The sequence below is a fragment of the Pantoea dispersa genome (assembly GCF_035783935.1).
GTDB classification, from domain to species: domain Bacteria; phylum Pseudomonadota; class Gammaproteobacteria; order Enterobacterales; family Enterobacteriaceae; genus Pantoea; species Pantoea dispersa_C.
Genome location: NZ_JALKOV010000003.1, coordinates 222,288 through 245,596, shown reverse-complemented (window position 1 = coordinate 245,596; position 23,309 = coordinate 222,288). Strand labels below are relative to the sequence as shown.

The following is a 23,309-nucleotide window of genomic DNA, read 5'->3' as shown; positions in this document are numbered from 1 at the left end:
CCGGGTAAATCATGAAAGCACGCGACCAGATAGCATCAACGTTCTACGATGAGATGTTGCAGAGCGACGGTCAGCACCGCGCTCACTATCAGCATTACTGGGAATGGTTACAACAGGCGGACAAAGAGGCGGTGGCGCGCAAACGTGAAGAAGCAGAACTGCTGTTTCATCGCGTCGGCATCACCTTTAACGTCTACGGTGACGACGGCGGCGCCGAACGGCTGATCCCGTTCGACAGCGTGCCGCGCATCATTCCGGCCAGCGAGTGGGCGATGCTGGAACGCGGCATCCGCCAGCGCGTTCAGGCGCTCAACGCCTTCCTGCACGATATCTACCATCAGCAATACATCCTCAAGGCTGGCATCGTGCCGGCGGAGCAGGTGCTGGTTAACGATCAGTATCAGCCCTGTATGCAGGGGGTCGATCTGCATCGCCAGATCTACGCGCACATTACCGGCGTCGATATGGTACGCAACAGCGACGGCGACTATTACGTGCTGGAGGATAATCTGCGCACGCCGTCCGGCGTCTCCTACATGCTGGAAAACCGCAAAATGATGATGCGCCTCTATCCGGAGCTGTTTGCCGCGCAGCACATCGCGCCGGTTGAGCGCTATCCGTCGCACCTGCTGCAGACGCTGCGCGAAAGCTCGCCGGTAAACGATCCGGTGGTGGTAGTGCTGACGCCGGGACGCTTCAACAGCGCCTACTTTGAGCACAGCTTCCTTGCCCAGCAGATGGGCGTGGAGCTGGTGGAGAGCGCCGATCTGTTCGTCAAAGATGGCGCGGTGTTAATGCGCACCACCGCCGGGCCGTGCAAAGTCGATGTGATCTATCGCCGCGTGGATGATGCGTTTCTCGATCCGCTCGCCTTCCGGCCGGACTCCATGCTCGGCGTACCGGGCTTATTGTCGGTATACCGATCCGGCAACGTGGTGCTGGCCAATGCGATCGGCACCGGCGTGGCCGATGACAAGTCGATCTACCCGTACGTCCCGGAGATGATCCGTTACTACCTTGATGAAGATCCGATCCTCAACAACGTGCCCACCTGGCAATGCCGCAAACCGCAGGATCTCAGCTATGTGCTGGCCAATCTGGCGCAGATGGTGGTGAAAGAGGTGCACGGTGCCGGCGGGTACGGCATGTTGATCGGCCCGGTCGCCAGCCAGCAGGAGCTGAGCGAGTTTCGTGAGCGGCTGCTGGCGCGGCCGGATAATTACATCGCGCAGGATACGCTGTCGCTCTCCACCTGCCCGACGTTTATCGACAACGGGCTGGCGCCGCGTCATATCGATCTGCGGCCCTTTGCGCTGTGCGGTGCCGATATCCGGCTGGTGCCGGGCGGCCTGACGCGCGTGGCGCTGACCGAAGGCTCGCTGGTGGTGAACTCGTCGCAGGGCGGCGGCACTAAGGACACCTGGGTGCTGGAGGATGACACATCATGCTAAGTCGCACGGCCAGTGGCCTTTACTGGATGGCGCGCTATCTCGAGCGCGCAGAACAACTTGCCCGGGTGCTGGATGTGACCCATCGTCTGTCGCTGATGCCGGTGCGCAACCGCCAGGGCGACGAACTGCTGCTGCCGCTCAACCTCACCGGTACGCGCCAGCTGTTTGAAACCCTCAACGGGCGCTGCACCATGCCGCAGCTGTTTAACTTTTTCGCGCTGGATGAGCGCAATCCCTGCAGTATTTTCAGCTGCTGGCAGGCGGCGTGGAACAATGCGCACGCGGTGCGCGGCAGCCTCTCATCCGAAGTGTGGGAAAGTATTAACTCGACGTGGATCGAGATGCGCAGCACGCGCCGCCGCGGTATCTCGCCGGCCAGCGCCGACAGCTTCTTCGACTGGGTCAAAGAGCGCTCGCATCTGTTTCGCGGCGCGATGTCGGGCACGCTGCTGCGCGGTGATGCGCTGCGCTTTATCCGTCTCGGCACGCTGATGGAGCGCAGCGACGGCACCGCGCGGCTGCTGAGCGTTAACCAGCAGCTGCTGGAGCAGCACCCTGACACGGTGCGGGAGTATTACTGCCTCGACAGCCTGCTGCGCGCGGTATCGGCGCGTGAAGCCTACAACGCCATTTTCAAGCAGCAGCTGATGCCGCCGCTGGTCAACGAAATGCTGATCCTGCGCAGCGAGAGCCCGCGCTCGCTGCACTCCTGTATTGAAGAGATCGTCCTCCAGCTCGAGCAGATCGGCAGCAGCGGCGAAGATCGCCCGCGCTATCTCAGTACCGTCCTGCTGGCGGAGATGCGCTTCAGCACCTGGGAAAGCCTGACGCGCGACGGCCTGCAGCCGTGGCTGAACCGGTTTCTTGAAAATATCAACGCGCTGGCGGAGAGCATCAACCATACCTATCTGGAGGCGAAATGAGACTGAACATTGAGCACAAAACCTGGTACGCCTATGAGCAGCAGGTGAAACTCAGCACCCAGTATCTGCGCCTGACGCCGCAGAACTCGGTGCACCAGCAGATTCTGTCGTGGCAGCTCGATCTGCCGTGTGAGGCGACGCGCACGCTGGATGCCTACGGCAACGTGCTGCACGTGCTGACGCTGGACAGGCCGCATCAGCTGCTGGAGATTGCCGCGCGCGGCGTGGTCGAGATTCTGGATGTCAGCGAGCTGGCGCCGGATCCGCAGTCGACGCTGTCACCGCTGGTGTTTTTGCGCGCTACGCCGCTGACCCAGCCGGATGCGGCGATCCGCGACTTCGCCCAGCGCTACTGGCAGGCGGAAAAACCGCTCGCCAGCCTGGAGAAGCTGATGGACGAGCTGCTGCTGAAGATGCCGTACCGGCCCGGCAGCACTGCGGTGAGCGACAGTGCGGCGAAAGTGTTTGCCGCCGGCAGCGGCGTTTGCCAGGATCACAGCCACGTGTTTCTCGCCTGCTGTCGCAGCCTGGGGATCCCGGCGCGCTACGTCAGTGGTTATCTGTACACTGATAACGTCGAACACGTTGCCACCCACGCCTGGGTTGAGGCCTGGCTGGATGGCAGTTGGCACAGCTTTGATATCACCAATAATACGCGCAGCACGCGCCAGCACTTGCGGCTGGCGGTGGGCGTCGACTATCTCGATGCCTGTCCGGTGCGCGGCATTCGGCTCGGCGGCGGCGGTGAAGATATGCTGGCGGTGGCTGCGGTGCAACAGGTGCACGGGCAGCAGTAATCGGAACAGGCGTAACTATGACTTATTGTGTGGCAATGCGTTTATCGGCCGGGATGATTTTTGTCTCGGATTCACGCACCAATGCGGGCGTGGATCACATCTCCTCGTTCCGCAAACTGCATGTGTTTCAGGTGGATGATGAGCGCACGCTGGTGCTGCAAAGCGCCGGCAATCTGGCGACCACCCAGAGCGTGATGAGCCTGCTGCGGCGCAACAGCAACGACAGTGAACAACCCAACCTGCTCAACGGGCGCTCGCTGTACGACATTGCGCTGCTGGTGGGCGCTACGCTGCGTGAAGTGATCGCGCGCGACGGCGAGGAGTTTGGCGGTACGCTACTGCTCGGCGGGCAGATTCGCGGCGAAGAGCCGCGGCTGTTTCAGATCTATCCGCAGGGCAACTTTATCGAAGCCAGCGTTGATACGCCGTACTTTCAGATTGGCGAAAGCAAATACGGTAAGCCGATTATTGACCGCGTGCTGCGTTACGAGACGCCGCTCAGCCAGGCGATGCAGTGCGCGCTGATCTCCATGGATTCGACGCTGGCGAGTAACATCTCGGTCGGCCTGCCGCTCGACGTGATGATTTACCACAGCGACAGCTTCTGCGACAGCGAGCAGTACCACATTACCGAGCAGCATCCTTACTTTTCCCAGATCCGCCAGCTGTGGAGCAAAGGGCTGCTGAGCGTGTTTTCTCAGCTGCCGCCGCTCAAGCTCTGACCTGCTGCCCGGTCGTCAACCTGGCGCACCGGGCCGGGCGTGTCTTACACCAGCTCATTGGCGCGCGCCGCCGTATTAATTCCGCTAATCCCTTTCAGGCCGAGCTTGCGCAGGATTTTAATTTTATACGTGCTGATGGTTTTACTGCTCAGCTGTAATTGCGACGCGATCTCTTTATTACTCATGCCGGAAGCCAGTTTCACCAGCACAATCAATTCGCGGCGCGTCAGGCTCATCAATTTTTCGCTCTCAATCAACTCTGCGGCATCTGCTGCGCTGTGGGTGATGGGATAAAAACGTTTTCCGCGCTCAACCTCTTTAATTGCTGTCAATAAAGTTTCCAAATCGCCGCGTTTACATACATAGCCTTCTACCCCGAGTTGCAGACAACAGCGTTGATAAAACAGGCTTTCTGAGGCGGTAAAAACAATAATTTTCTGCTGCGGCAAAATACGTTTAATGTCGGCAATCAGCGGAATACCGGCGCGGCCGGGCATGGTCAGATCGAGCAGCACCACATCTGGCTGCGCATGATGTAATTCGCTAATCAGTAAATCGCCTTTGTTGGCAATGCCCGCAATCGAATAGTCATAAGCGTGCAGCAGTGCCTGAATACCCGCACAGATTAACGGGTGGTCATCAACAATAAATACCGAATGAATCATATGTGTAGTCCGAAAATAAACAAAAAAAGAACGCAAGGAATAAACACCGATGAAAATTCATTAGCAGAGGTGTGACCAGATTAATTCATGGGTCTTAAGAATAAGATTTAAGTCCTGTCTGGAAAATTCTCATTTAAGGCAAAGTTGACTTTTTCATGCGCCAGAACAAAGCGCGTTAATACTTTTTCCGATCTGCTATGCCATGGTCATAAATCTGAAAACAAGCCGTTTTAACGTCAGGGGAATAAACCGCTGCGTATAAAAAGGTGCACCATGTTTTCCGTTGATCAGCTTCTCAATACTTACTGGCCAGGCCAGCAACCGGCGCACTGGCAGAAAAGCCTGCTGAAGTGGGCGGTGCGTGAACAGGAGTTTCAGGACTTTGCGCAGCGCTATCCGCATCTGAAAGGGGTGGATATGGTGGAGCAGGTGCTGGAGCACCTGGATGTGCGCTGTGAACTCAGCGAGCGCGACCTCGAACAGATCCCGACGCACGGGCCGGTGGTGATCGTCGCCAATCATCCGCTCGGCGCGCTGGACGGCCTGGCGCTGCTGGCCGCGGTGTCGCAGGTGCGGCGCGATGTCAAAATCGTCGCCAACCGTATGCTGATGATGCTGGAGCCCATCAACAACCTGATGCTGCCAGTGGATAACATGGGCAACCGCACCAGCCGCGAACAGCTGACCCGCATGCAGCAGCATCTCGACAATCAGGGCGCGCTGATTATCTTCCCGGCGGGCGAAGTATCACGTCTGTCCAGCCGTGGCGTGCGCGACCGCCACTGGCACCATAGTTTTCTGCGCCTCGCCGCCCGCGCCCGCGCGCCGCTGGTGCCGGTGCACGTCGTCGGACGCAACAGCCTGGCGTTTTACGCTGCGGCGAAGGTGGCGGCACCGCTGGCGCTGCTGATGCTGGTGCGCGAAATGTTCCGCCAGCGCGGTACGCGCATCAAACTGCACATTGGCGAGCAGATCCCGTTTGCCAACTGGCACGATGGCCATACGCCGGGCAAAGAGCTGGCGAAGCGGCTGCGCAAACATCTCTACCGCATTGGCCAGGGGCGGCGCGGGCTGTTCCTCACCGAAGCCGCCATTGCCCGCCCGGAAGACCGCGCTGAGCTGAAAAAAGCGCTGCTGGAGAGCGAACGGCTCGGGACGCTGCCGGACGGCAAACAGATCTATTTGTGGCGGCGCAACGGTGCCAGCTGGGTGCCGCTGCTGCGCGAGCTGGGCCGGTTGCGCGAAATCGCTTTCCGCGCGGTGGGCGAGGGCAGCGGCCGGCGGCGCGATCTCGACAAGTATGACGATGATTATTACCACCTGATTTTGTGGGATGACGAAGCGCTGGAGATTGTCGGGGCTTACCGCTTTATTCCTGGCGCTGAGCAGCTGGCGCAGCGCGGGCTGTCGGGCATCTACAGCGACAGTCTGTTCCATTATGACGAGCGCATGCTGCCAATTATCAATCAGGGGCTGGAGCTGGGGCGCAGCTTTATTCAGCCGGCCTACTGGGGGAAACGCGGGCTGGATTATTTATGGATGGGCATTGGCGCTTACATTGCACGCTATCCGCAGACGCGCTACCTGTTTGGCCCGGTGTCGATTTCCGGCACCATGCCGCTGGCGGCGCGCGATCTGCTGGTGGCGTTTTACCGGCTCTACTTCCCGACCGATCTGCCGCTGGCCAAATCGCGCCGCCCTTATCCGGCGTCGCTGCCGGAAGTGCTGGCGCAGTTCACCGGCGATAACTATGCCGACGATTTGCGCCGTCTCAAACATTTGCTGGCCAATCTCGGTACGGCGATCCCGACGCTGTACAAGCAGTATTCGGAAGTGTGCGAGCCGGGCGGCGTGCAGTTTATCGACTTCGGCAGCGATCCGGATTTCAACAACTGCATTGATGGCCTGGTGCTGGTCGATCTGTCTCGCGTGAAACCCGCGCGTTATGAGCGCTATATCGGCATGCATTTAACCTGAACGCGCCAGATAACGTCAGTTAACCGCCACAAACGCACGCAGCCGGGGGTTCTCCGCGCTGCGTGCTGTCAACGTTGCGCAATAAGTATGCTATCCCACTGAACATTTTCTCGCCACTGCCGATAACCCTACTACCAACTTTTGTCTGCGGATGATTTGCGCTTGTAAGCGATGCGCTTTTGCGTTTAAGTCTGCCTGATAATTAAGAATTATCTTAATCGCGCATCGAGACCTGGCCAGCATAGGCGAACAACAATGAATAATAACTCTGACGTAATGTACCGGCTGCTGGTGCAGAGCGTGGTGGATTACGCCATCTATATGATCAAGCCCGATGGCACGGTGGCGAACTGGAACACCGGGGCGCAACGCGCCAAAGGCTATACCCCGGACGAGATTGTCGGGAAGAATTTTGCGCTGTTTTACAGTGAAGAGGATCGGCGCAACGGCGCGCCGCAGCGCGGTCTGGCGATTGCCACCGCCACCGGCCGCTATGAAACCGAAGGCTGGCGCTATCGCAAGGACGGCAGTGCCTTCTGGGCACACGTGGTGATTGACGCCATCCGCGATGAATACGGCGAACTGCTGGGCTTTGCCAAAATTACCCGCGACTGCACCGAACAGCAGGCGCAGCAACGTAAACAACAGGAACAGGAGCAGCGTTTCCGTTTATTAGTTGAAGGCGTAACGGACTACGCCATCTACATGCTCGACCTCGACGGCAATGTCGAAAACTGGAACGCCGGCGCGCAGCGCGCCAAAGGCTACGTGGCCGAAGAGATTGTCGGCCAGCACTTCTCGCGCTTCTACAGCGCCCAGGATCGCCTGAACCATATCCCGGAACGCAACCTCACCACCGCGTTTAAAACCGGTCGCTTTGAAGATGAGGGCTGGCGCTACCGCAAAGACGGCAGCGCGTTCTGGGCACACGTGATCATCGACGCGATTCGCGATGACGCCGGCAAACTGATCGGCTATGCCAAAATCACCCGCGACTGCACCGAACAGCAGGCGCTGCTGCGCAAGCAGCGCGAATACGAGAAAACCTTCCGCCTGTTAGTGGAAGGCGTGACGGATTACGCCATCTATATGCTGGATTTACAGGGCCGGGTGGTGAACTGGAACGCCGGCGCGCAGCGCGCCAAAGGCTACCAGGCCGACGAAATCGTGGGTCAGCACTTCTCAGTATTTTACGGCTCAACGGAACGCCAGGCGCGCACGCCGGATGCCAATCTCGGCATTGCGCTAAAAACCGGCCGCTTCGAGGATGAGGGCTGGCGCTACCGCAAAGACGGCTCGGCCTTCTGGGCGCATGTGGTGATTGATGCGATTCATGATGAAGAGGGCAAAATGATCGGCTTTGCCAAGATCACCCGCGACGTCACCGAGCGGCGCGAGCACGAGCAGCAGTTGCTGCGCGCGCGCGATCTGGCGCAGGCGCAGAGCGCCAAAATGTCGGAGCTATCGGGCTTCCTCGACACCATCATCAGCAACATTCCCTCCTGCGTGATCGTCGAAGACGCCATCAGCCGCGAAATCCTGATGGTCAATGACAAAGCCGAGCAGCTGTTTGGCTTCAGCAAGTCGCTGATTATGCATAAGCGGCCGCACGAATGTATGTCGGCGGAACTGAGTGATTATTTCAACAGCCTGGCGGATATCGCACTGCGCAGCGAAGGCATTCACGCGCGCGAGCAGCTGTTACTGACCGCCGGCGGTGAGCGGGTGCTACACACCCGCGCTACCACCATCAGCGGCAAAGACATGCGGCAGAATTACGTGATGCTGATTGTGGAAGATGTCACCGATCAGCGCGAAGCCGATGCGCGCATTCGTCACATGGCGCATCACGATAATCTTACCAGCCTGCCGAACCGCATCCTGTTTCGCCAGAAGCTCAGCGAAGCGCTGCGCGTCGATCAGCAGCAGGGGCAGATCAGCGCCACGCTGTGCCTCGATCTGGATAACTTCAAGAACGTGAACGATGCGCTGGGGCATCAGATCGGTGACGATCTGTTGCGCGTGGTGGCGAAGCGGTTGCGCAGCGTGCTGCGCGATCAGGACACGCTGGCACGTATCGGCGGCGATGAGTTTGCCATCGTGCTGCCCAACGTGCGCGGCGCCGATGAGGCCGCGGTTGTGGCGCAGCGCCTGATCGAAGCCATTCGTCCGCCGATCAATGTCGAAGGGCACAACCTGTCGGTCGGGCTGAGCGTCGGTATCGCGCTGACGTCACAGGCCACCAACACGCCGGAGCACATGCTGCGCTGCGCCGACATGGCGCTGTACGAAGCCAAACGCAACGGCCGCAACCGCTATGAGCACTTTACGCTGGAGATGGATAATGTGGCGCGCAGCCGCCGGGTGATCGAGAACGATCTGCGCGAGGCGATCACCGGACGGCAGCTCAAGCTCTATTATCAGCCAATCACCAACGAAACCGGCATCATTGGCTACGAGGCGCTGATGCGCTGGCATCATCCGATCAAAGGCTTGATCATGCCGAATGACTTCATTCCGATAGCCGAAGAGACCGGGCTGATCCACATGCTCGGTGCCTATGCGCTGTACGAAGCCTGCCGCGAGGCGCAGAGCTGGGAAACCGACCAGTCGGTGTCGGTGAATCTGTCGCCGCTGCAGTTCAAAAATAGCTCGCTGGTGTCGGTGGTGGAGGGCGCGCTGCGCGAATCCGGCCTGGCGCCGCATCGGCTGGAAGTCGAGATCACCGAATCGGTACTGCTGGATGACACGCTCGGCAATATCCGCACGCTGCAGAGCCTGAAAACGCTCGGCGTGCAGATTGCGCTCGATGACTTCGGCACCGGCTACTCGTCGCTCAGCTATCTGCGTTCGTTCCCGTTCGATAAGATCAAAATCGATAAGTCATTTATCAATGATATGGGCGACAGCCGCGAGGCGCTGGCGATCATCCGCGCGATTACCGGCATGAGTCGCAGCCTGGATATTCAGATCACGGCTGAAGGCGTAGAAAGCAATGAGCAGTTCGTCCGGCTGCGCGAAGAGGGCTGCACGCTGTTTCAGGGCTACCTGTTCGGCCGGCCACAGCCGTCGGAGCTCAGGCTGAAAGCGCTGGAGTGAGCATAAAAAAACGCCCGACAGGGTCGGGCGTTGTGCATGCTGCTGTGCGTAATCTTTATTATTTTTACTGGCCGTGGCCTTCGACGTTCATGCGGCCCAGATCTTTGTCCACCAGGAACAGACCCTCGCCTTTGTTGCCCACCAGCGCCAGCTTGTCCAGCACGGTTTTGAACAGCTTCTCTTCTTCGTGCTGCTCGGCAACGTACCACTGCAGGAAGTTGAAGGTTGAGTAATCCTGTGACATCAGCGCGGCATGCACCAGCTCGTTGATTTTGCTGGTGATCAGCTGCTCGTGCTTCAGCGCTTCTTCCAGTACATCATTCAGCGAGGTCCAGCTCACCGCCGGTGCGGCGATGCTGCCCAGCACCGGCAGCGAACCGGCATCGCTGACGTAATCGAACAGCTTCTGCATATGCTGCATCTCTTCGCGCGAGTGCATTTTCAGGAAGGAAGCGGCGCCTTCAAAGCCTTTGTCGCTGCACCAGGCGCTCATCTGCAGATAGAGATTGGCGGAGAAGAATTCGAGGTTGAGCTGATCGTTCAGGCGTGAGGTCATTTCAGCGGTTAACATGGCTGAGTCCTTTTTAATTTGTCAGGTGAAGTACGGCGAATTATGCATCAATCTATACTTTTTTGTGAAGGTTTTTTCGCAAAAAAGTTGAATTCATCTTATTGATTATAAATGGAATTATTCCGCTAGTTGAATGCGAAGAATTCTCAACTTTGACTAATTTTCATTCACAGTTCGCAGCACTGTTTTAGTGCATCGGTGCTGCCTGCTGGCGGTGCAGCGCCGGGCCGGCGGATGACTTCTTCGCCAGTTAGCGACACGCTAAAATAATCACTGGCGCGACCGGCAATAAACCTGGCACTGCGATATAAACGCCTGTTCCTGCTGCTAGTTGTTACTGAACATAATTAGCCATAACGAAATTAAAGAAAGTGCGCGTTGGCATAAATCCTGCTTGGAAATAAGTTCCGTATATTGCAACAACGTCTGGCAGGAAATGCATGTCAGCAGGAGAAAAGATGGCAGAAGAAAAAACAATCGCCGCGCCACACGCGGTTACGGCGAGCGCCGGAAATTATCTGGCGCTGATATTGGCAATCCTTTTTTTTTCCGGTTTGCTTTATAAAGTGGATGGCTTTAGCTGGCTGGGCGCGTTTGATTTCACCACGCTGGGCGGCAGTTTTGGCACCATCAAAGAGTCAGGCTCCACCTTTCTCGGTGCCGGTGGCATCAGCGCCAAAGCCGGCTTCCTGTTCGCGCTGTCGCTGGCACCGACCGTGATGCTGGCGCTGGGCGTGCTGGAGATTTTCACCCACTACGGCGCGATTCGCGCCGCCCACACGCTGCTGACGCCGTTGCTGAAACCGCTGATGGGCCTGCCGGGACGCTGCGGGCTGGCGCTGATTACCGATCTGCAAAGCACCGATGCCGGCGCGGCGCTCACCAAAGAGATGGCGGATCAGCAGCAAATCGGTAAAAAGGAACTGGTGGTGATGAGTGCCTGGCAATATTCCGGTGCCGGGCTGATTAATAACTATTTTGCTATTGGCTCGGCGCTATTTGCGTCCATGAGTGCGCCAATTATTATTCCGCTGCTGTTGATGTTTGTGCTGAAATTTGTCGGTGCTGCCTTTGTGCGTTTTGTGTTAAACAGTGTTTATAAGAAGGATTTTGCTGATGTCAAATAACGTACAAACGCGGGTCAATAATAATCCGTTTGATATTTTTATTGTCGGCGCGCGCAAAGGCTTCCATATTGCTATTCATAATCTGATGCCCAATGTGGTGATGGCCTACGTACTGGCGGAAGTGCTGAATCTGCTCGGCATCATGCAGTTTCTCGGCCACGCGTTTGCGCCGCTGATGGGGATTTTCGGTTTGCCCGGTGAGGCGATCACCGTGCTGCTGACCGCGTGGCTGTCATCTTCGGCCAGCGTTGGCGTGGCGGTGAGCCTGATGGCGAAAGGCCTGCTGAGCGGCACCGATATCACGATCCTCGCGCCGGCGATTTTTCTTATGGGGTCGCAGTTGCAGTACATGGGCCGCCTGCTGGGCGTCGCCGATGTGCCGAAAAAATACTGGCCGCTGCTGATGCTCACCAGCATTATCAACGCGGTTATCGCCATGTTTGTGATGCGTTTTTTTGTTTAGGAGCGAAACGGTGTCCAGAGTTCTCGATCACTATCACTTTCTGCATGAAATCCCCGAGCTGGGGTTTCAGGAAGTTAAAACCTCGGCCTACATCGCCGATCAGCTGGAACAGGCTGGCATTAAGGTCACGCGCGGCATCAACCAGACCACCGGCATTGTGGCGGAGATCGACAGCGGCGTGCCGGGCCCGGTGCTGGCGCTGCGCGCCGACATGGATGCGCTCGGGCATGTGATCGACGGCGTGGCCTGCGCCCGTCATACCTGCGGCCACGACGGCCACTCGTCGGTGGTGCTGACCGCCGCGCAGGAGTTGCTGCGGGAAGGCGCGATCAAAAAAGGGCGGCTGAAGCTGCTGTTCCAGCCGGCCGAAGAGCTGGGGGCCGGCGCGCTGGCGATGATTGAGGGCGGCGCGCTGGATGACGTGGAGATGATCCTTGGCTTCCATTTGCGCCCGCTGGAGGAGTGCCAGGTTGGACAGGCGACGCCTGCGGTGATCTATTCAGCGTGCAGCACGCTGGAGGCCACCATCAAAGGCGCGCCGGCCCATGCCGCACGACCGCATCTCGGCGTTAACGCGCTCGACGCGGCAGTACAGGCGGTGCAGGCGGTGAACAGCATTCATCTGGCACCGGGCCTCACCTGGAGCGTGAAAGCGACGCGCTTTCTGTGCGACGCCGGCGTGACCAACTCGGTGCCGGACGAGGCGCGCGTGGTGTGGGATCTGCGTTCGCAGGAGAACGCGCCGATGGAGCTGCTGAAAGAGAAAGTCAGCCTGGCGATTCAGCACAGCGTGGCCGCGCTGGGCGCCACCGCAGAGGTGGTGGTGCTGAAAGAGATGCCGGCGGCGGAAATCGATGCCGACGCCACCGCGCTGCTGAGCGCCGCAATTGTCGATGTGCTGGGTGAGCAGGGATTACTGGCGGCGAAAACCACGCCGGGCAGCGAGGATTTCTTCTACTACCCGGTGAAAAATCCGCAGGTGAAAGCCGGTTTCTGGGGGCTGGGAACCAATCTGGTGCCGGGGCTGCACCATCCGCAGATGCGCTTTGAGCTGAGTTCGCTGGAGATTGGCGTGAAGATCTTCAAGGCGGCGGTGGTGCGCATGCTGGGGTAAGTGGCCTCAGCGTTCGTCCGCGTCCACGGTCTGATTCCACACCATTTCATCCAGCAAAACCGAGCTGTGCTGGCTGGTTTCAATCACCAGCGCAACCGGCTTCATACCGGCGAACCAGAACACTTCGTGGCGCTTTTTGGTGGCGTTCAGGCGACGAAACGCCACGATGCGTCCGGCACGGTTATAGAAGCGCACTTCGGTAAAATACGGGTTCAGGCCGATATAGCTCAGCACCAAATCGTGCAGCGGCGGCAGATCAAATTTGACGAGGGTCTGCCGCTCAATCACCAGCGCGCACTTATCACTGTCGGCGTGATACGGCGCTAACGACACCGCACCCTGGCGGGCGGTGACTGACAGCGCGGCATCCAGCAGGTACGGATACTCCGGAACAAAATGCTGACCGGCAGAAAAACCGGGGCGCGGCGTCAGCAGATAATGCAGGTGCGCCGGCAGGCTGCTGCGCGAAAAATCAGTGCGGCCGCTGGCTGGCACGGCTGGGTTATCCGGCGCAGGCATCAGCAGCATTTCGCCGGGTTTGCGGTACATCTGCGCCGGCTGCGGCAGTGCGACGTGCCGGTGCGACGGGCTATAGGTATGTGGGTTTCGCTGTAGGGTCATTTTGCTGTCCTTGCCGGGGTGACGTTCCGGACAGGCATTCTCAGCCAGACATCGCTTAGTGTTTACAAGACATGTCCTGAACTGCGCGAGCATCGTCTCATCCTGCCGCAGATTCCCCCGCCTGCTGAAATATTGTATGCTATGCCGCCTCAATGCTGATGGGATAACCGGACTGCCGCCAATGTAGATCGCACACACCCTGCTGTGACCCGACGCCCATGCGTCGCCATTGGCACCGTTATCCGCCGGACTGGCTCCGGAATGATTTATTCGCAGCGCGCCGCTCGCGCGTTGCCCTGAAGAAGAATTCACTCATGTCTATTGCTCCCTTTTTAGAAGAAGTGGCGCGCCGTCGTACCTTTGCGATCATCTCGCACCCGGACGCCGGTAAAACCACAATCACCGAAAAAGTCCTGCTGTTCGGACAGGCGATCCAGACCGCCGGTACCGTCAAAGGTCGCGGCTCCAGCCAGCATGCCAAATCAGACTGGATGGAGATGGAAAAGCAGCGCGGTATCTCCATCACCACCTCAGTGATGCAGTTCCCGTATCGCGACAGCCTGGTCAACCTGCTGGATACCCCCGGGCACGAAGACTTCTCGGAAGATACCTACCGTACGCTGACGGCGGTGGACTGCTGTCTGATGGTGATCGACGCCGCCAAGGGCGTTGAGGATCGTACCCGCAAGCTGATGGAAGTGACCCGTCTGCGCGACACGCCGATCATCACCTTCATGAACAAACTGGACCGCGACATCCGCGATCCGATGGAACTGCTGGATGAAGTCGAGAGCGAGCTGAAAATCGCCTGTGCGCCGATCACCTGGCCGATTGGCTGCGGCAAGCTGTTCAAAGGCGTTTATCACCTCTACAACGATGAAACTTACCTGTATCAGAGCGGCAAAGGCCACACGATTCAGGAAGTGCGCGTAGTTAAAGGGCTGGCGAATCCGGAACTGGACGCGGCCGTCGGCGAAGAGCTGGCGCAGCAGCTGCGTGACGAGCTCGAGCTGGTACAGGGCGCATCGCACGAGTTCGACAAAGAGCTGTTCCTGAGCGGCGAAATCACCCCGGTGTTCTTCGGTACCGCGCTGGGCAACTTTGGCGTCGATCATATGCTGGATGGACTGGTTGCCTGGGCACCGGCACCGATGCCGCGCCAGACCGATACCCGCAAAGTCGAAGCCAACGAGGAGAAATTCAGCGGCTTCGTGTTTAAGATTCAGGCCAACATGGACCCGAAACACCGTGACCGCGTGGCCTTTATGCGCGTGGTGTCCGGCAAATATGAGAAGGGCATGAAACTGCGTCAGGTGCGCACTGGTAAAGATGTGGTGATCTCCGACGCGCTGACCTTCATGGCGGGCGACCGTTCGCACGTTGAGGAAGCTTATCCGGGCGATATCATCGGCCTGCATAACCACGGCACCATCCAGATTGGCGACACCTTTACCCAGGGCGAAACCATGAAGTTCACTGGTATTCCTAACTTCGCCCCGGAACTGTTCCGCCGCATTCGCCTGCGCGATCCGCTGAAGCAGAAACAGCTGCTGAAAGGGCTGGTCCAGCTGTCGGAAGAGGGCGCCGTGCAGGTGTTCCGTCCGGTGCACAACAACGATCTGATCGTGGGTGCGGTGGGCGTGCTGCAGTTTGATGTGGTCGTGGCGCGTCTCAAGAGCGAGTACAACGTTGAAGCGATTTACGAAGCCATCAACGTGTCGACCGCCCGCTGGGTTGAGTGCAGTGACGCGAAGAAGTTTGACGACTTCCAGCGTAAAAATGAGATCAACCTGGCGCTCGATGGCGGTGACAACCTCACCTACATCGCACCAACCATGGTCAACCTCAACATCACGCAGGAGCGCTATCCTGACGTGACCTTCCGTAAAACGCGCGAGCACTAAGTTCGCCGTGCCGACCGGGCTGTCAATTTGTGCGGCCCGGTTTTCTCCTATACAGACTCCTCTTAATTGCGCTGCGGTTATCGCTTTTTGGCGAGATATCAACCACAAAAGCCAGCAAAAGCTGTAATCCCTACTATGATTATTCTGTCGGACGAGAAAACGGACCTGCAGGTCTGATTACGTCCATCACGCAGCAACGTGGTGTGTTGCTGACGCATTCGCGGTTGCGAGTGGGTTAACTGATAGAAGGATGATATCGATGAATAAGACTAAGATTGCTAAAACCCTGATTGCTGCACTGGCCGGTACTGCGCTGTTAAGCGGCGCGGCGATGGCGGCTGATACCAGCAGCAGCGCGGGTTCCAAAATCGATAGTTCTATGAAAAAAGTCGATGGCTTTATGGATGACAGCGGCATCACCGCCAAAGCCAAAGCCGCACTGGTGGACGATGAAGCAATTAAAAGTACGGATATCTCCGTCAAAACGCAGCAGGGCGTGGTTACGCTGAGCGGTTTTGTCACCTCACAGGATCAGGCCGAGAAAGCCGTGGCGCTGGTGCAGAAGGTGGAAGGGGTGAAATCCGTCAGCGATAAACTACACGTCAGAGACAGCAAACAGAGTTCATTGAAAGGTTATGCAGGTGATGCAGCAACCACCAGTGAAATAAAAGCTAAACTTTTAGCAGATGACATTGTGCCATCGCGCAACGTGAAGGTGGAAACTACCGATGGCGTGGTACAGCTGTCCGGGGAAGTGGCGAATCAGGCCCAGTCCGATCGGGCTGAGAAGATCGCCAAAGCCATTGAAGGCGTGAAAAGCGTGAAGAATGACCTCAAGGTGAAATCTTAACGCAACCGCAACGGCATCACCAACGGTGCCGTTGCGTATTAAAAACAGTGATGTGAAGAATAAGCAGTTCGATTTTCACTATGGTAAAGGAGAGGCTTATGTTTCGTTGGGGTATTATCTTTCTGGTCATCGCTCTGATTGCTGCAGCATTAGGTTTTGGCGGTCTGGCGGGTACGGCAGCATGGGCAGCTAAAATTGTCTTTATTGTCGGTATTATTCTGTTCCTCGTAAGCCTGTTTACCGGGCGCAAACGACCCTGACCCACTGCGTTAACATTGTTAACCCGCTAGTCACGTAAAGCGGAGACCAGTCATTGCCACCATTGAAGGTGCGCCGCGACGCTTGCAGAATGCGGTTGGTCAGGGAACGACAATGACTGGTTCTCCGGGATGCTGATTGAGCGCCTCCCTCAGAGCAGCAAAACTGAGGGACATTCATTGGGAATACGCATCCCGGTGTCGCTGGACACCTTTGAGCCGCTGGCGCTCACTCCGTTCAAATCCAAAAAAATTGCGCTGGTCTGCGAAGGCGGCGGGCAACGCGGCATCTTTACTGCGGGCGTTCTGGATGAATTTCAGCGCGCAGGCTTCAACCCCTTTCAATTGATGCTCGGCACCTCGGCCGGTGCACAAAATCTCTCAGCATTTGTCTGCGCGCAGCCCGGCTATGCGCGGCGCGTGATTACCCGTTACACCACCAGTAAACTGTTTTTCGATCCGCTGCGTTTTGTGCGCGGCGGGCATTTGATCGATCTCGACTGGCTGGTGGATATCACCCGACAGGAGTTTCCACTGGCGCTGAGCAGCGCCGAAAGCCTGTTTGCCAAAGGCAGCGAATTCTACATGTGCGCCTGCCGCAGCGATGATTACAGCGCGCAGTATTTCAATCCCACCAACCTGACCTGGCACGACATCATCAAGGCGTCCAGCGCCATCCCTGGCTTCTACCGCAGCGGCGTGTTGATGGATGGCGTGAGCTATCTCGACGGCGGCATCAGCGATGCGATTCCGGTGCGCGAAGCAGCGCGGCGCGGGGCCGATACCATTGTGGTGATCCGCACCGTGCCGTCACAGATGGCCTATACGCCGAAGTGGTTTAAGCGCATGGAGCGCTGGCTGGGCGACAGCGCCCTGCAGCCGATGATCAATATTCTGCATCAGCATGAAGAGAGCTATCGCCAGATTCAGCAGTTCATTGAACAGCCGCCGGATAATCTGCGCATCATTGAGATCTATCCGCCGAAGCCGCTGGCCAGCATGGCGCTGGGCAGCCGTCTGGCGTCGCTGAATCAGGATTATCATCTGGGCCGCCGCAGCGGGCGCTATTTCCTCGCCACGCTGGGCCAGTGGCTGAGTGATGCCGAACCGCTGGCGCGACCGCTTGCCGTGACGCCACCTGCCGCTGCCGCCAACGCGCCGGACAACCGGGCGGTCAGCACGCCACCGCTGGCGGGCAACGACGCCGATTTCGATGCAGGATCGCTGGCATGAGATTCATCGATACCCACTGCCACTTTGATTTTCCGCCGTTCGTTTCGGCTGCTGAATCCAGTATCGCGCAGGCGGCACAGGCGGGCGTTGAACGTATCATCGTGCCGTGCGTCGATGCCAGCCGTTTTGCCGTGGTGAGCCAGCTGGCGCAGCAGCATGCGGCGCTGTACAGCGCGCTCGGGCTGCACCCGATCAATATTGCGCAACATCAGGATGACGACCTCGACCGCCTTGAACAGTACCTGCAAACGCCGGATGTAAAACGCGTGGCGATCGGGGAGATCGGGCTGGATCTATATATGGATGCGCCGGATTTTGCGCGGCAAACCCGGCTGCTGGATGCGCAGCTGAAGCTGGCAAAGCGCTATGATTTGCCGGTGATCCTGCATTCGCGACGTACGCACGATCAGCTGGCGCAGCATCTGCGCCGTCACGACGTGCCGCGACGCGGCGTGGTGCACGGCTTCGCCGGCAGCCAGCAGCAGGCGGAGCGTTTTATCGCCCTTGGCTACGCGATTGGTGTCGGCGGCACCATCACCTATGCGCGCGCCAGCAAAACCCGCCACACCATCGCCAGCCTGCCCTTGCAGGCGCTGCTGCTGGAAACCGATGCGCCGGATATGCCGCTGCACGGTTTTCAGGGCCAGCCGAATCGCCCGGAGCGGGCGCGTAACGTGTTTGAGGTGCTGTGCCAGCTGCGACCGGAATCGCCCGACGAAATCGCCGACGCGCTGTGGCACAACAGCCTGCGTCTGTTCGCGCTGCCGGGTTGAGCCATGATCCTGCGCCTGCCGCGATCTCACTTCATGGAACAGCGCCATTACGGTCAGTGAAGTGTTAACTCTGCTTAATGGCCGTTGCAATTTTGGTCGCGGCGCAAGCTATTGCGCGATAAATCGCGCCGCGACAACGCCTCTGCGACTTCTGATGATCCGCTTACACCCACCTCTCTATCGCAAATTAGCTACGCTTTAACGATATCCGATACCTTTTTGCGGCAACATTTGTGATAATAATCACAATCAAACCGTGCTGCGCTGTGGCGCTGAATAGCGGTTTAATGTGATTAAAATCACTAAATTTATGTATTGATGAGTTCAGTTTTCTTTTCCCTGTGACAAATCTCGCAAATCAACAGAATGCGGATTGTTATAATTATCACATTCTCCGGTGAGCAGATTTCACCGGCCTGACTTTGGAGAGCACCATGACCGATCTGAACGCCGCCGCGCAACGCGCGCTGCAACTGATGGACCTGACCACCCTGAATGAAGACGACACTGACGAAAAAGTGATCGCGCTGTGCCATCAGGCGAAATCACCGGCCGGTAACACGGCGGCGATCTGTATCTATCCGCGCTTTATCCCGATTGCGCGTAAAACGCTGCGCGAGCAGGGCACGCCGGAGATTCGCATCGCAACCGTCACTAACTTCCCGCACGGCAACGATGATATCGACATCGCGCTGGCGGAAACCCGTGCGGCAATCGCCTACGGCGCGGATGAAGTTGACGTGGTGTTCCCGTACCGTGCGCTGATTGCCGGTAATCGTGACGTCGGCTTTGCGCTGGTAAAAGCCTGTAAAGAGGCCTGTGCGGCGGCGAACGTACTGCTGAAAGTGATTATTGAAACCGGCGAGCTGAAAGAAGACGCGCTGATCCGTGCAGCGTCCGAAATCGCGATCGATGCCGGCGCGGATTTCATCAAAACCTCTACCGGTAAAGTGCCGGTCAACGCCACGCCAGAGGTGGCGGCAATCATGATGCAGGTGATCCGCGATAAAGGCGTGCAGCAGCAGGTAGGTTTCAAACCGGCTGGTGGCGTGCGCACGGCGGAAGATGCGGCTATTTACCTGCAGCTGGCCGACGATATTCTCGGCAGCGGCTGGGCGGATGCGCGTCATTTCCGCTTTGGCGCTTCCAGCCTGCTGGCCAGCCTGCTGAATACCCTGGGTCACGCCACGGCGACCAGCAAAGCCGGTTATTGATCCACGCGGTCGCTAAAATGGCGGCCCACGGTGTCATTGCCCTCAGGTACGCATGGCTGCGTATCTGGCGGCTGTCATTCAGCGATACATCGCTTTTCCGGGGAGGCAACCTTGTTCCTGCCACAAGAAATTATTCGTAAAAAACGCGACGGCCAGCCGCTGAGCGAAGCGGAAATCCGCTTTTTCATCAACGGTGTGCGTGATAACAGCGTGTCAGAAGGGCAAATCGCCGCGCTGGCGATGACGATTTATTTTCACGACATGAACCTGGAAGAGCGCGTGGCGCTGACCATGGCGATGCGCGATTCCGGCACGGTGCTCAACTGGCAGGCGCTGAATCTCAACGGACCGATTGTCGATAAACACTCGACTGGCGGCGTGGGCGATGTGACTTCGCTGATGCTGGGTCCGATGGTGGCGGCCTGCGGCGGCTACGTGCCAATGATTTCCGGGCGCGGCCTCGGTCACACCGGCGGCACGCTGGATAAGCTGGAAGCCATTCCTGGCTTCGATATCTTCCCCAGCGACGATCGCTTCCGCCAGATCATCAAACAGGTCGGCGTTGCCATTATCGGTCAGACCAACTCGCTGGCACCGGCGGACAAGCGGTTCTACGCCACGCGCGATATCACCGCCACCGTGGATTCGATTCCGCTGATCACCGCCTCGATCCTCGCCAAAAAATTAGCCGAAGGATTAGACGCGCTGGTGATGGATGTCAAAGTCGGATCCGGGGCGTTTATGCCAACCTTTGAGGCCTCGCAGCAGCTGGCGCAGGCGATTGTCGGCGTTGCCAATGGCGCGGGATGCAAAACCACCGCGCTGCTCACCGACATGAATCAGGTGCTGGCGTCGAGCGCCGGTAATGCGCTGGAAGTACGCGAAGCAGTGCACTTCCTCACCGGCGAGGCGCGCAATCCGCGGCTGCTGGACGTCACGCTGGCGCTGTGCGCCGAAATGCTGATCTCCGGCAAACTGGCGGCAAACGAAGCCGAAGCGCGGCAAAAACTGCAGCAGGTGCTGGATAACGGTAAAGCGGCTGAGGTGTTTGCCCGCATGGTGGCGGCGCAGAACGGCCCGACGGATTTCATCGAGCAGATGGACCGCTACCTGCCAGCACCAACGCTGAGCAAAGCGGTGTACGCCGATCGTCCCGGCATCGTCAGCGCCATGGACACGCGGGCGCTGGGCATGGCGGTGGTGGCGCTGGGCGGTGGCCGTCAGCGCGCCAGCGACAGCATCGATTACAGCGTGGGCTTCAGCGAGATGATCGCGCTCGGCAGTGAGGCGAACGCGCAGCAGCCGCTGGCGGTGATTCATGCCGCCTCGGAAGCGCAGTGGCAGCAGGCCGCTGCGGCAGTGAAAGCGGCGATAACGCTCAGCGACCACGCTCCGGAGGCCACGCCGGTGGTGTATCGCCGCATCAGCGAATAGTGGCGTAACTGCGTGCCAGGCAGCGGCCGTTCGGGTATACTGATCTGATCGCTTTTTTTTGACTTGTCATCGCGCTATGGCGCAGGAGACTTGCATGAAACGTGCTTTTATTATGGTTCTCGACTCCTTCGGGATCGGTTCCAGCAAAGACGCCGATAAATTCGGTGATGAAGGATCGGATACGCTCGGCCATATCGCCGAAGCGTGCTTTGAAGGCCGCGCCAATGAAGGCCGCGAAGGTCCGCTGCATCTGCCCAACATGACTGCGCTCGGCCTTGGCAAAGCGGCGGAACTCTCTACCGGCCGCTTCCCGCCGGGACTGGATCCACAGGCGGAAATTATCGGCGCTTACGCCTACGCCAGCGAACTCTCTTCGGGCAAAGATACGCCGTCCGGCCACTGGGAAATCGCCGGGGTGCCGGTGCTGTTTGACTGGGGCTACTTCAGCGACAAAGAGAACAGCTTCCCGCAGGAACTGCTGGATACGCTGGTAAAACGCGCCGATCTGCCGGGCTACCTCGGCAACTGCCACTCTTCGGGCACGGTAATTCTCGACCAGCTGGGCGAGGAGCACATGAAAAGCGGCAAGCCGATTTTCTACACCTCGGCAGATTCGGTGTTCCAGATTGCCTGTCATGAAGAGACCTTTGGCCTCGATCGCCTGTACGCGCTGTGTGAAATCGCGCGTGAAGAGCTGACCAACGGCGGCTATAACATTGGTCGTGTGATCGCGCGTCCGTTCGTCGGCGATAAAGCCGGTAACTTCCAGCGCACCGGCAACCGTCACGATCTGGCGGTCGAACCACCGGCACCGACCATGCTGAAAAAGCTGGTGGACGAGAAGGGCGGCGAAGTGATTTCAGTGGGTAAAATCGCTGATATCTACGCGGAGCAGGGCATCACGCAAAAGGTCAAAGCCACCGGTCTGGATGCGCTGTTTGACGCCACCATTGAGCAGATGAAGCAGGCGCCGGACAACTCGATAGTGTTCACCAACTTCGTCGATTTTGACTCGACCTGGGGCCATCGCCGCGATATCGCCGGTTATGCCGGTGGGCTGGAGCTGTTTGACCGTCGTCTGCCGGAGCTGATGGCGCTGGTGAAAGAGGGCGATATTCTGATCCTCACCGCTGACCACGGCTGCGACCCGAGCTGGCATGGCACCGAGCACACGCGCGAGCACATCCCGATTCTGATCTACGGTCCAAAAGTAAAACCGGGCTCGCTGGGTTACCGCGATACCTTCGCCGATATCGGCCAGACCATCGCCAGCTATTTTGGCCTGTCCAGCATGGACTACGGCAAAAGCTTGCTGTAAAACAGCCACCACTTTTTGATAAGGAAGAACAACAATGGCAACTCCTCATATTAATGCCGAAATGGGCGATTTCGCGGACGTGGTGCTGATGCCAGGCGATCCGCTGCGTGCAAAACACATTGCCGAGACCTTCCTCGACGACGTGGTTGAAGTGAACAACGTACGCGGCATGCTGGGCTACACCGGCACTTACAAAGGCCGCAAAATCTCCGTGATGGGCCACGGTATGGGTATTCCATCCTGCTCGATCTACACCAAAGAGCTGATCACCGATTTCGGCGTGAAGAAGATCATTCGTGTGGGTTCCTGCGGTGCCGTGCGCGCGGACGTGAAGCTGCGTGACGTGGTGATCGGTATGGGCGCCTGCACCGACTCAAAAGTTAACCGCATGCGTTTCAAGGATCACGATTTCGCCGCCATCGCGGATTTCGACATGGTGCGTAACGCGGTTGACGCGGCTAAAGCGCTGGGCGTGGACGCGCGCGTCGGTAACATCTTCTCGGCTGATTTGTTCTATACGCCGGACCCGCAGATGTTCGACGTGATGGAGAAGTACGGCATCCTCGGCGTAGAGATGGAAGCGGCCGGCATCTACGGTGTGGCGGCAGAGTTTGGTGCCAAAGCGCTGACCATCTGTACCGTGTCGGACCACATCCGTACGCACGAACAAACCACCGCGGCAGAGCGTCAGACGACGTTCAACGATATGATTAAGATCGCGCTGGAGTCGGTGCTGCTGGGGGATTAATTTCCCTGGGTTTTCCTTCGCCCTCACCCTAACCCTCTCCCGCCCGCG

At 58.3% G+C, this 23,309-nt stretch carries 21 protein-coding genes; 18 read left to right on the top strand and 3 right to left on the bottom strand.

Going from position 1 to position 23,309, the window contains the following annotated elements:
* Nucleotides 1–11: 11 nt before the first annotated feature.
* The 4 genes from MXF20_RS08250 to MXF20_RS08235 are packed head-to-tail and all read left to right on the top strand — an operon-like array spanning nt 12 to nt 3,893.
* A complete protein-coding gene (locus MXF20_RS08250; RefSeq protein ID WP_325968740.1) occupies nt 12–1,451 on the top strand; it encodes a circularly permuted type 2 ATP-grasp protein in 1,440 nt (479 codons plus the stop codon).
* The gene (locus MXF20_RS08245; protein ID WP_325968739.1) at nt 1,445–2,374 is read left to right on the top strand and encodes an alpha-E domain-containing protein; all 930 of its coding nucleotides are present in this window, start codon (nt 1,445–1,447) and stop codon (nt 2,372–2,374) included. Before MXF20_RS08250 ends, MXF20_RS08245 begins: the two co-directional genes overlap by 7 nt.
* Entirely contained in the window at nt 2,371–3,171 is an 801-nt protein-coding gene (locus tag MXF20_RS08240) for a transglutaminase family protein (protein ID WP_325968737.1), read from the top strand. The genes MXF20_RS08245 and MXF20_RS08240 overlap by 4 nt, the downstream gene beginning before the upstream one ends.
* 17 nt (nt 3,172–3,188) lie before the next feature.
* Entirely contained in the window at nt 3,189–3,893 is a 705-nt protein-coding gene (locus tag MXF20_RS08235) for a proteasome-type protease (protein WP_325968736.1), read from the top strand.
* A 44-nt stretch (nt 3,894–3,937) separates the two neighbouring features.
* Here the strand turns inward: MXF20_RS08235 and MXF20_RS08230 are convergent, their stop codons facing one another.
* Nucleotides 3,938–4,558 carry a response regulator transcription factor gene (locus MXF20_RS08230; protein ID WP_325968734.1) on the bottom strand — a complete coding sequence of 207 codons (621 nt, stop codon included), beginning with the start codon at nt 4,556–4,558 and terminating at the stop codon, nt 3,938–3,940.
* A gap of 273 nt (nt 4,559–4,831) precedes the next feature.
* Between MXF20_RS08230 and MXF20_RS08225 the strand changes: the two genes are divergently transcribed.
* Nucleotides 4,832–6,535 carry a lysophospholipid acyltransferase family protein gene (locus tag MXF20_RS08225; protein WP_325968732.1) on the top strand — a complete coding sequence of 568 codons (1,704 nt, stop codon included), beginning with the start codon at nt 4,832–4,834 and terminating at the stop codon, nt 6,533–6,535.
* A gap of 255 nt (nt 6,536–6,790) precedes the next feature.
* Entirely contained in the window at nt 6,791–9,634 is a 2,844-nt protein-coding gene (locus MXF20_RS08220; RefSeq protein ID WP_325968730.1) for a bifunctional diguanylate cyclase/phosphodiesterase, read from the top strand.
* A 64-nt stretch (nt 9,635–9,698) separates the two neighbouring features.
* Here the strand turns inward: MXF20_RS08220 and ftnA are convergent, their stop codons facing one another.
* The gene (gene ftnA / locus MXF20_RS08215) at nt 9,699–10,205 is read right to left on the bottom strand and encodes a non-heme ferritin (RefSeq protein WP_325968728.1); all 507 of its coding nucleotides are present in this window, start codon (nt 10,203–10,205) and stop codon (nt 9,699–9,701) included.
* A 458-nt stretch (nt 10,206–10,663) separates the two neighbouring features.
* Between ftnA and MXF20_RS08210 the strand changes: the two genes are divergently transcribed.
* The 3 genes from MXF20_RS08210 to MXF20_RS08200 are packed head-to-tail and all read left to right on the top strand — an operon-like array spanning nt 10,664 to nt 12,909.
* Entirely contained in the window at nt 10,664–11,332 is a 669-nt protein-coding gene (locus MXF20_RS08210) for a nucleoside recognition domain-containing protein (protein WP_325968726.1), read from the top strand.
* Entirely contained in the window at nt 11,322–11,795 is a 474-nt protein-coding gene (locus MXF20_RS08205) for a YjiG family protein (RefSeq protein WP_021507664.1), read from the top strand. The genes MXF20_RS08210 and MXF20_RS08205 overlap by 11 nt, the downstream gene beginning before the upstream one ends.
* Nucleotides 11,796–11,805: 10 nt before the next feature.
* A complete protein-coding gene (locus tag MXF20_RS08200; RefSeq protein ID WP_325968725.1) occupies nt 11,806–12,909 on the top strand; it encodes a M20 peptidase aminoacylase family protein in 1,104 nt (367 codons plus the stop codon).
* Nucleotides 12,910–12,915: 6 nt separating this feature from the next.
* Here MXF20_RS08200 and MXF20_RS08195 read toward each other — a convergent pair whose 3' ends face one another.
* Nucleotides 12,916–13,530, bottom strand: a complete 615-nt coding sequence (locus MXF20_RS08195; protein ID WP_325968724.1) for a hypothetical protein — start codon at nt 13,528–13,530, stop codon at nt 12,916–12,918.
* A gap of 314 nt (nt 13,531–13,844) precedes the next feature.
* Here MXF20_RS08195 and prfC point away from each other — a divergent pair, with 314 nt between their 5' ends.
* The 9 genes from prfC (at nt 13,845) to deoD (ending at nt 23,261) form a co-directional block, all read left to right on the top strand.
* Nucleotides 13,845–15,434 carry a peptide chain release factor 3 gene (gene prfC, locus MXF20_RS08190; protein ID WP_325968723.1) on the top strand — a complete coding sequence of 530 codons (1,590 nt, stop codon included), beginning with the start codon at nt 13,845–13,847 and terminating at the stop codon, nt 15,432–15,434.
* Nucleotides 15,435–15,693: 259 nt separating this feature from the next.
* Entirely contained in the window at nt 15,694–16,284 is a 591-nt protein-coding gene (gene osmY, locus MXF20_RS08185) for a molecular chaperone OsmY (protein ID WP_021507660.1), read from the top strand.
* A gap of 98 nt (nt 16,285–16,382) precedes the next feature.
* Nucleotides 16,383–16,544, top strand: a complete 162-nt coding sequence (locus tag MXF20_RS08180; protein ID WP_007893192.1) for a DUF1328 domain-containing protein — start codon at nt 16,383–16,385, stop codon at nt 16,542–16,544.
* A 177-nt stretch (nt 16,545–16,721) separates the two neighbouring features.
* A complete protein-coding gene (locus MXF20_RS08175) occupies nt 16,722–17,774 on the top strand; it encodes a patatin-like phospholipase family protein (protein ID WP_325968722.1) in 1,053 nt (350 codons plus the stop codon).
* The gene (locus MXF20_RS08170) at nt 17,771–18,547 is read left to right on the top strand and encodes a TatD family hydrolase (protein ID WP_325968721.1); all 777 of its coding nucleotides are present in this window, start codon (nt 17,771–17,773) and stop codon (nt 18,545–18,547) included. The genes MXF20_RS08175 and MXF20_RS08170 overlap by 4 nt, the downstream gene beginning before the upstream one ends.
* 434 nt (nt 18,548–18,981) lie before the next feature.
* Nucleotides 18,982–19,761, top strand: a complete 780-nt coding sequence (gene deoC, locus MXF20_RS08165; protein ID WP_325968720.1) for a deoxyribose-phosphate aldolase — start codon at nt 18,982–18,984, stop codon at nt 19,759–19,761.
* A 111-nt stretch (nt 19,762–19,872) separates the two neighbouring features.
* Nucleotides 19,873–21,195, top strand: coding sequence for a thymidine phosphorylase (gene deoA, locus MXF20_RS08160; protein WP_325968719.1), 1,323 nt, complete (start codon nt 19,873–19,875; stop codon nt 21,193–21,195).
* Between the two features lie 94 nt (nt 21,196–21,289).
* Nucleotides 21,290–22,513 carry a phosphopentomutase gene (gene deoB, locus MXF20_RS08155; RefSeq protein ID WP_325968718.1) on the top strand — a complete coding sequence of 408 codons (1,224 nt, stop codon included), beginning with the start codon at nt 21,290–21,292 and terminating at the stop codon, nt 22,511–22,513.
* A 34-nt stretch (nt 22,514–22,547) separates the two neighbouring features.
* Nucleotides 22,548–23,261 carry a purine-nucleoside phosphorylase gene (gene deoD, locus MXF20_RS08150; protein ID WP_277977717.1) on the top strand — a complete coding sequence of 238 codons (714 nt, stop codon included), beginning with the start codon at nt 22,548–22,550 and terminating at the stop codon, nt 23,259–23,261.
* The last annotated feature ends 48 nt before the right edge of the window (nt 23,262–23,309 follow it).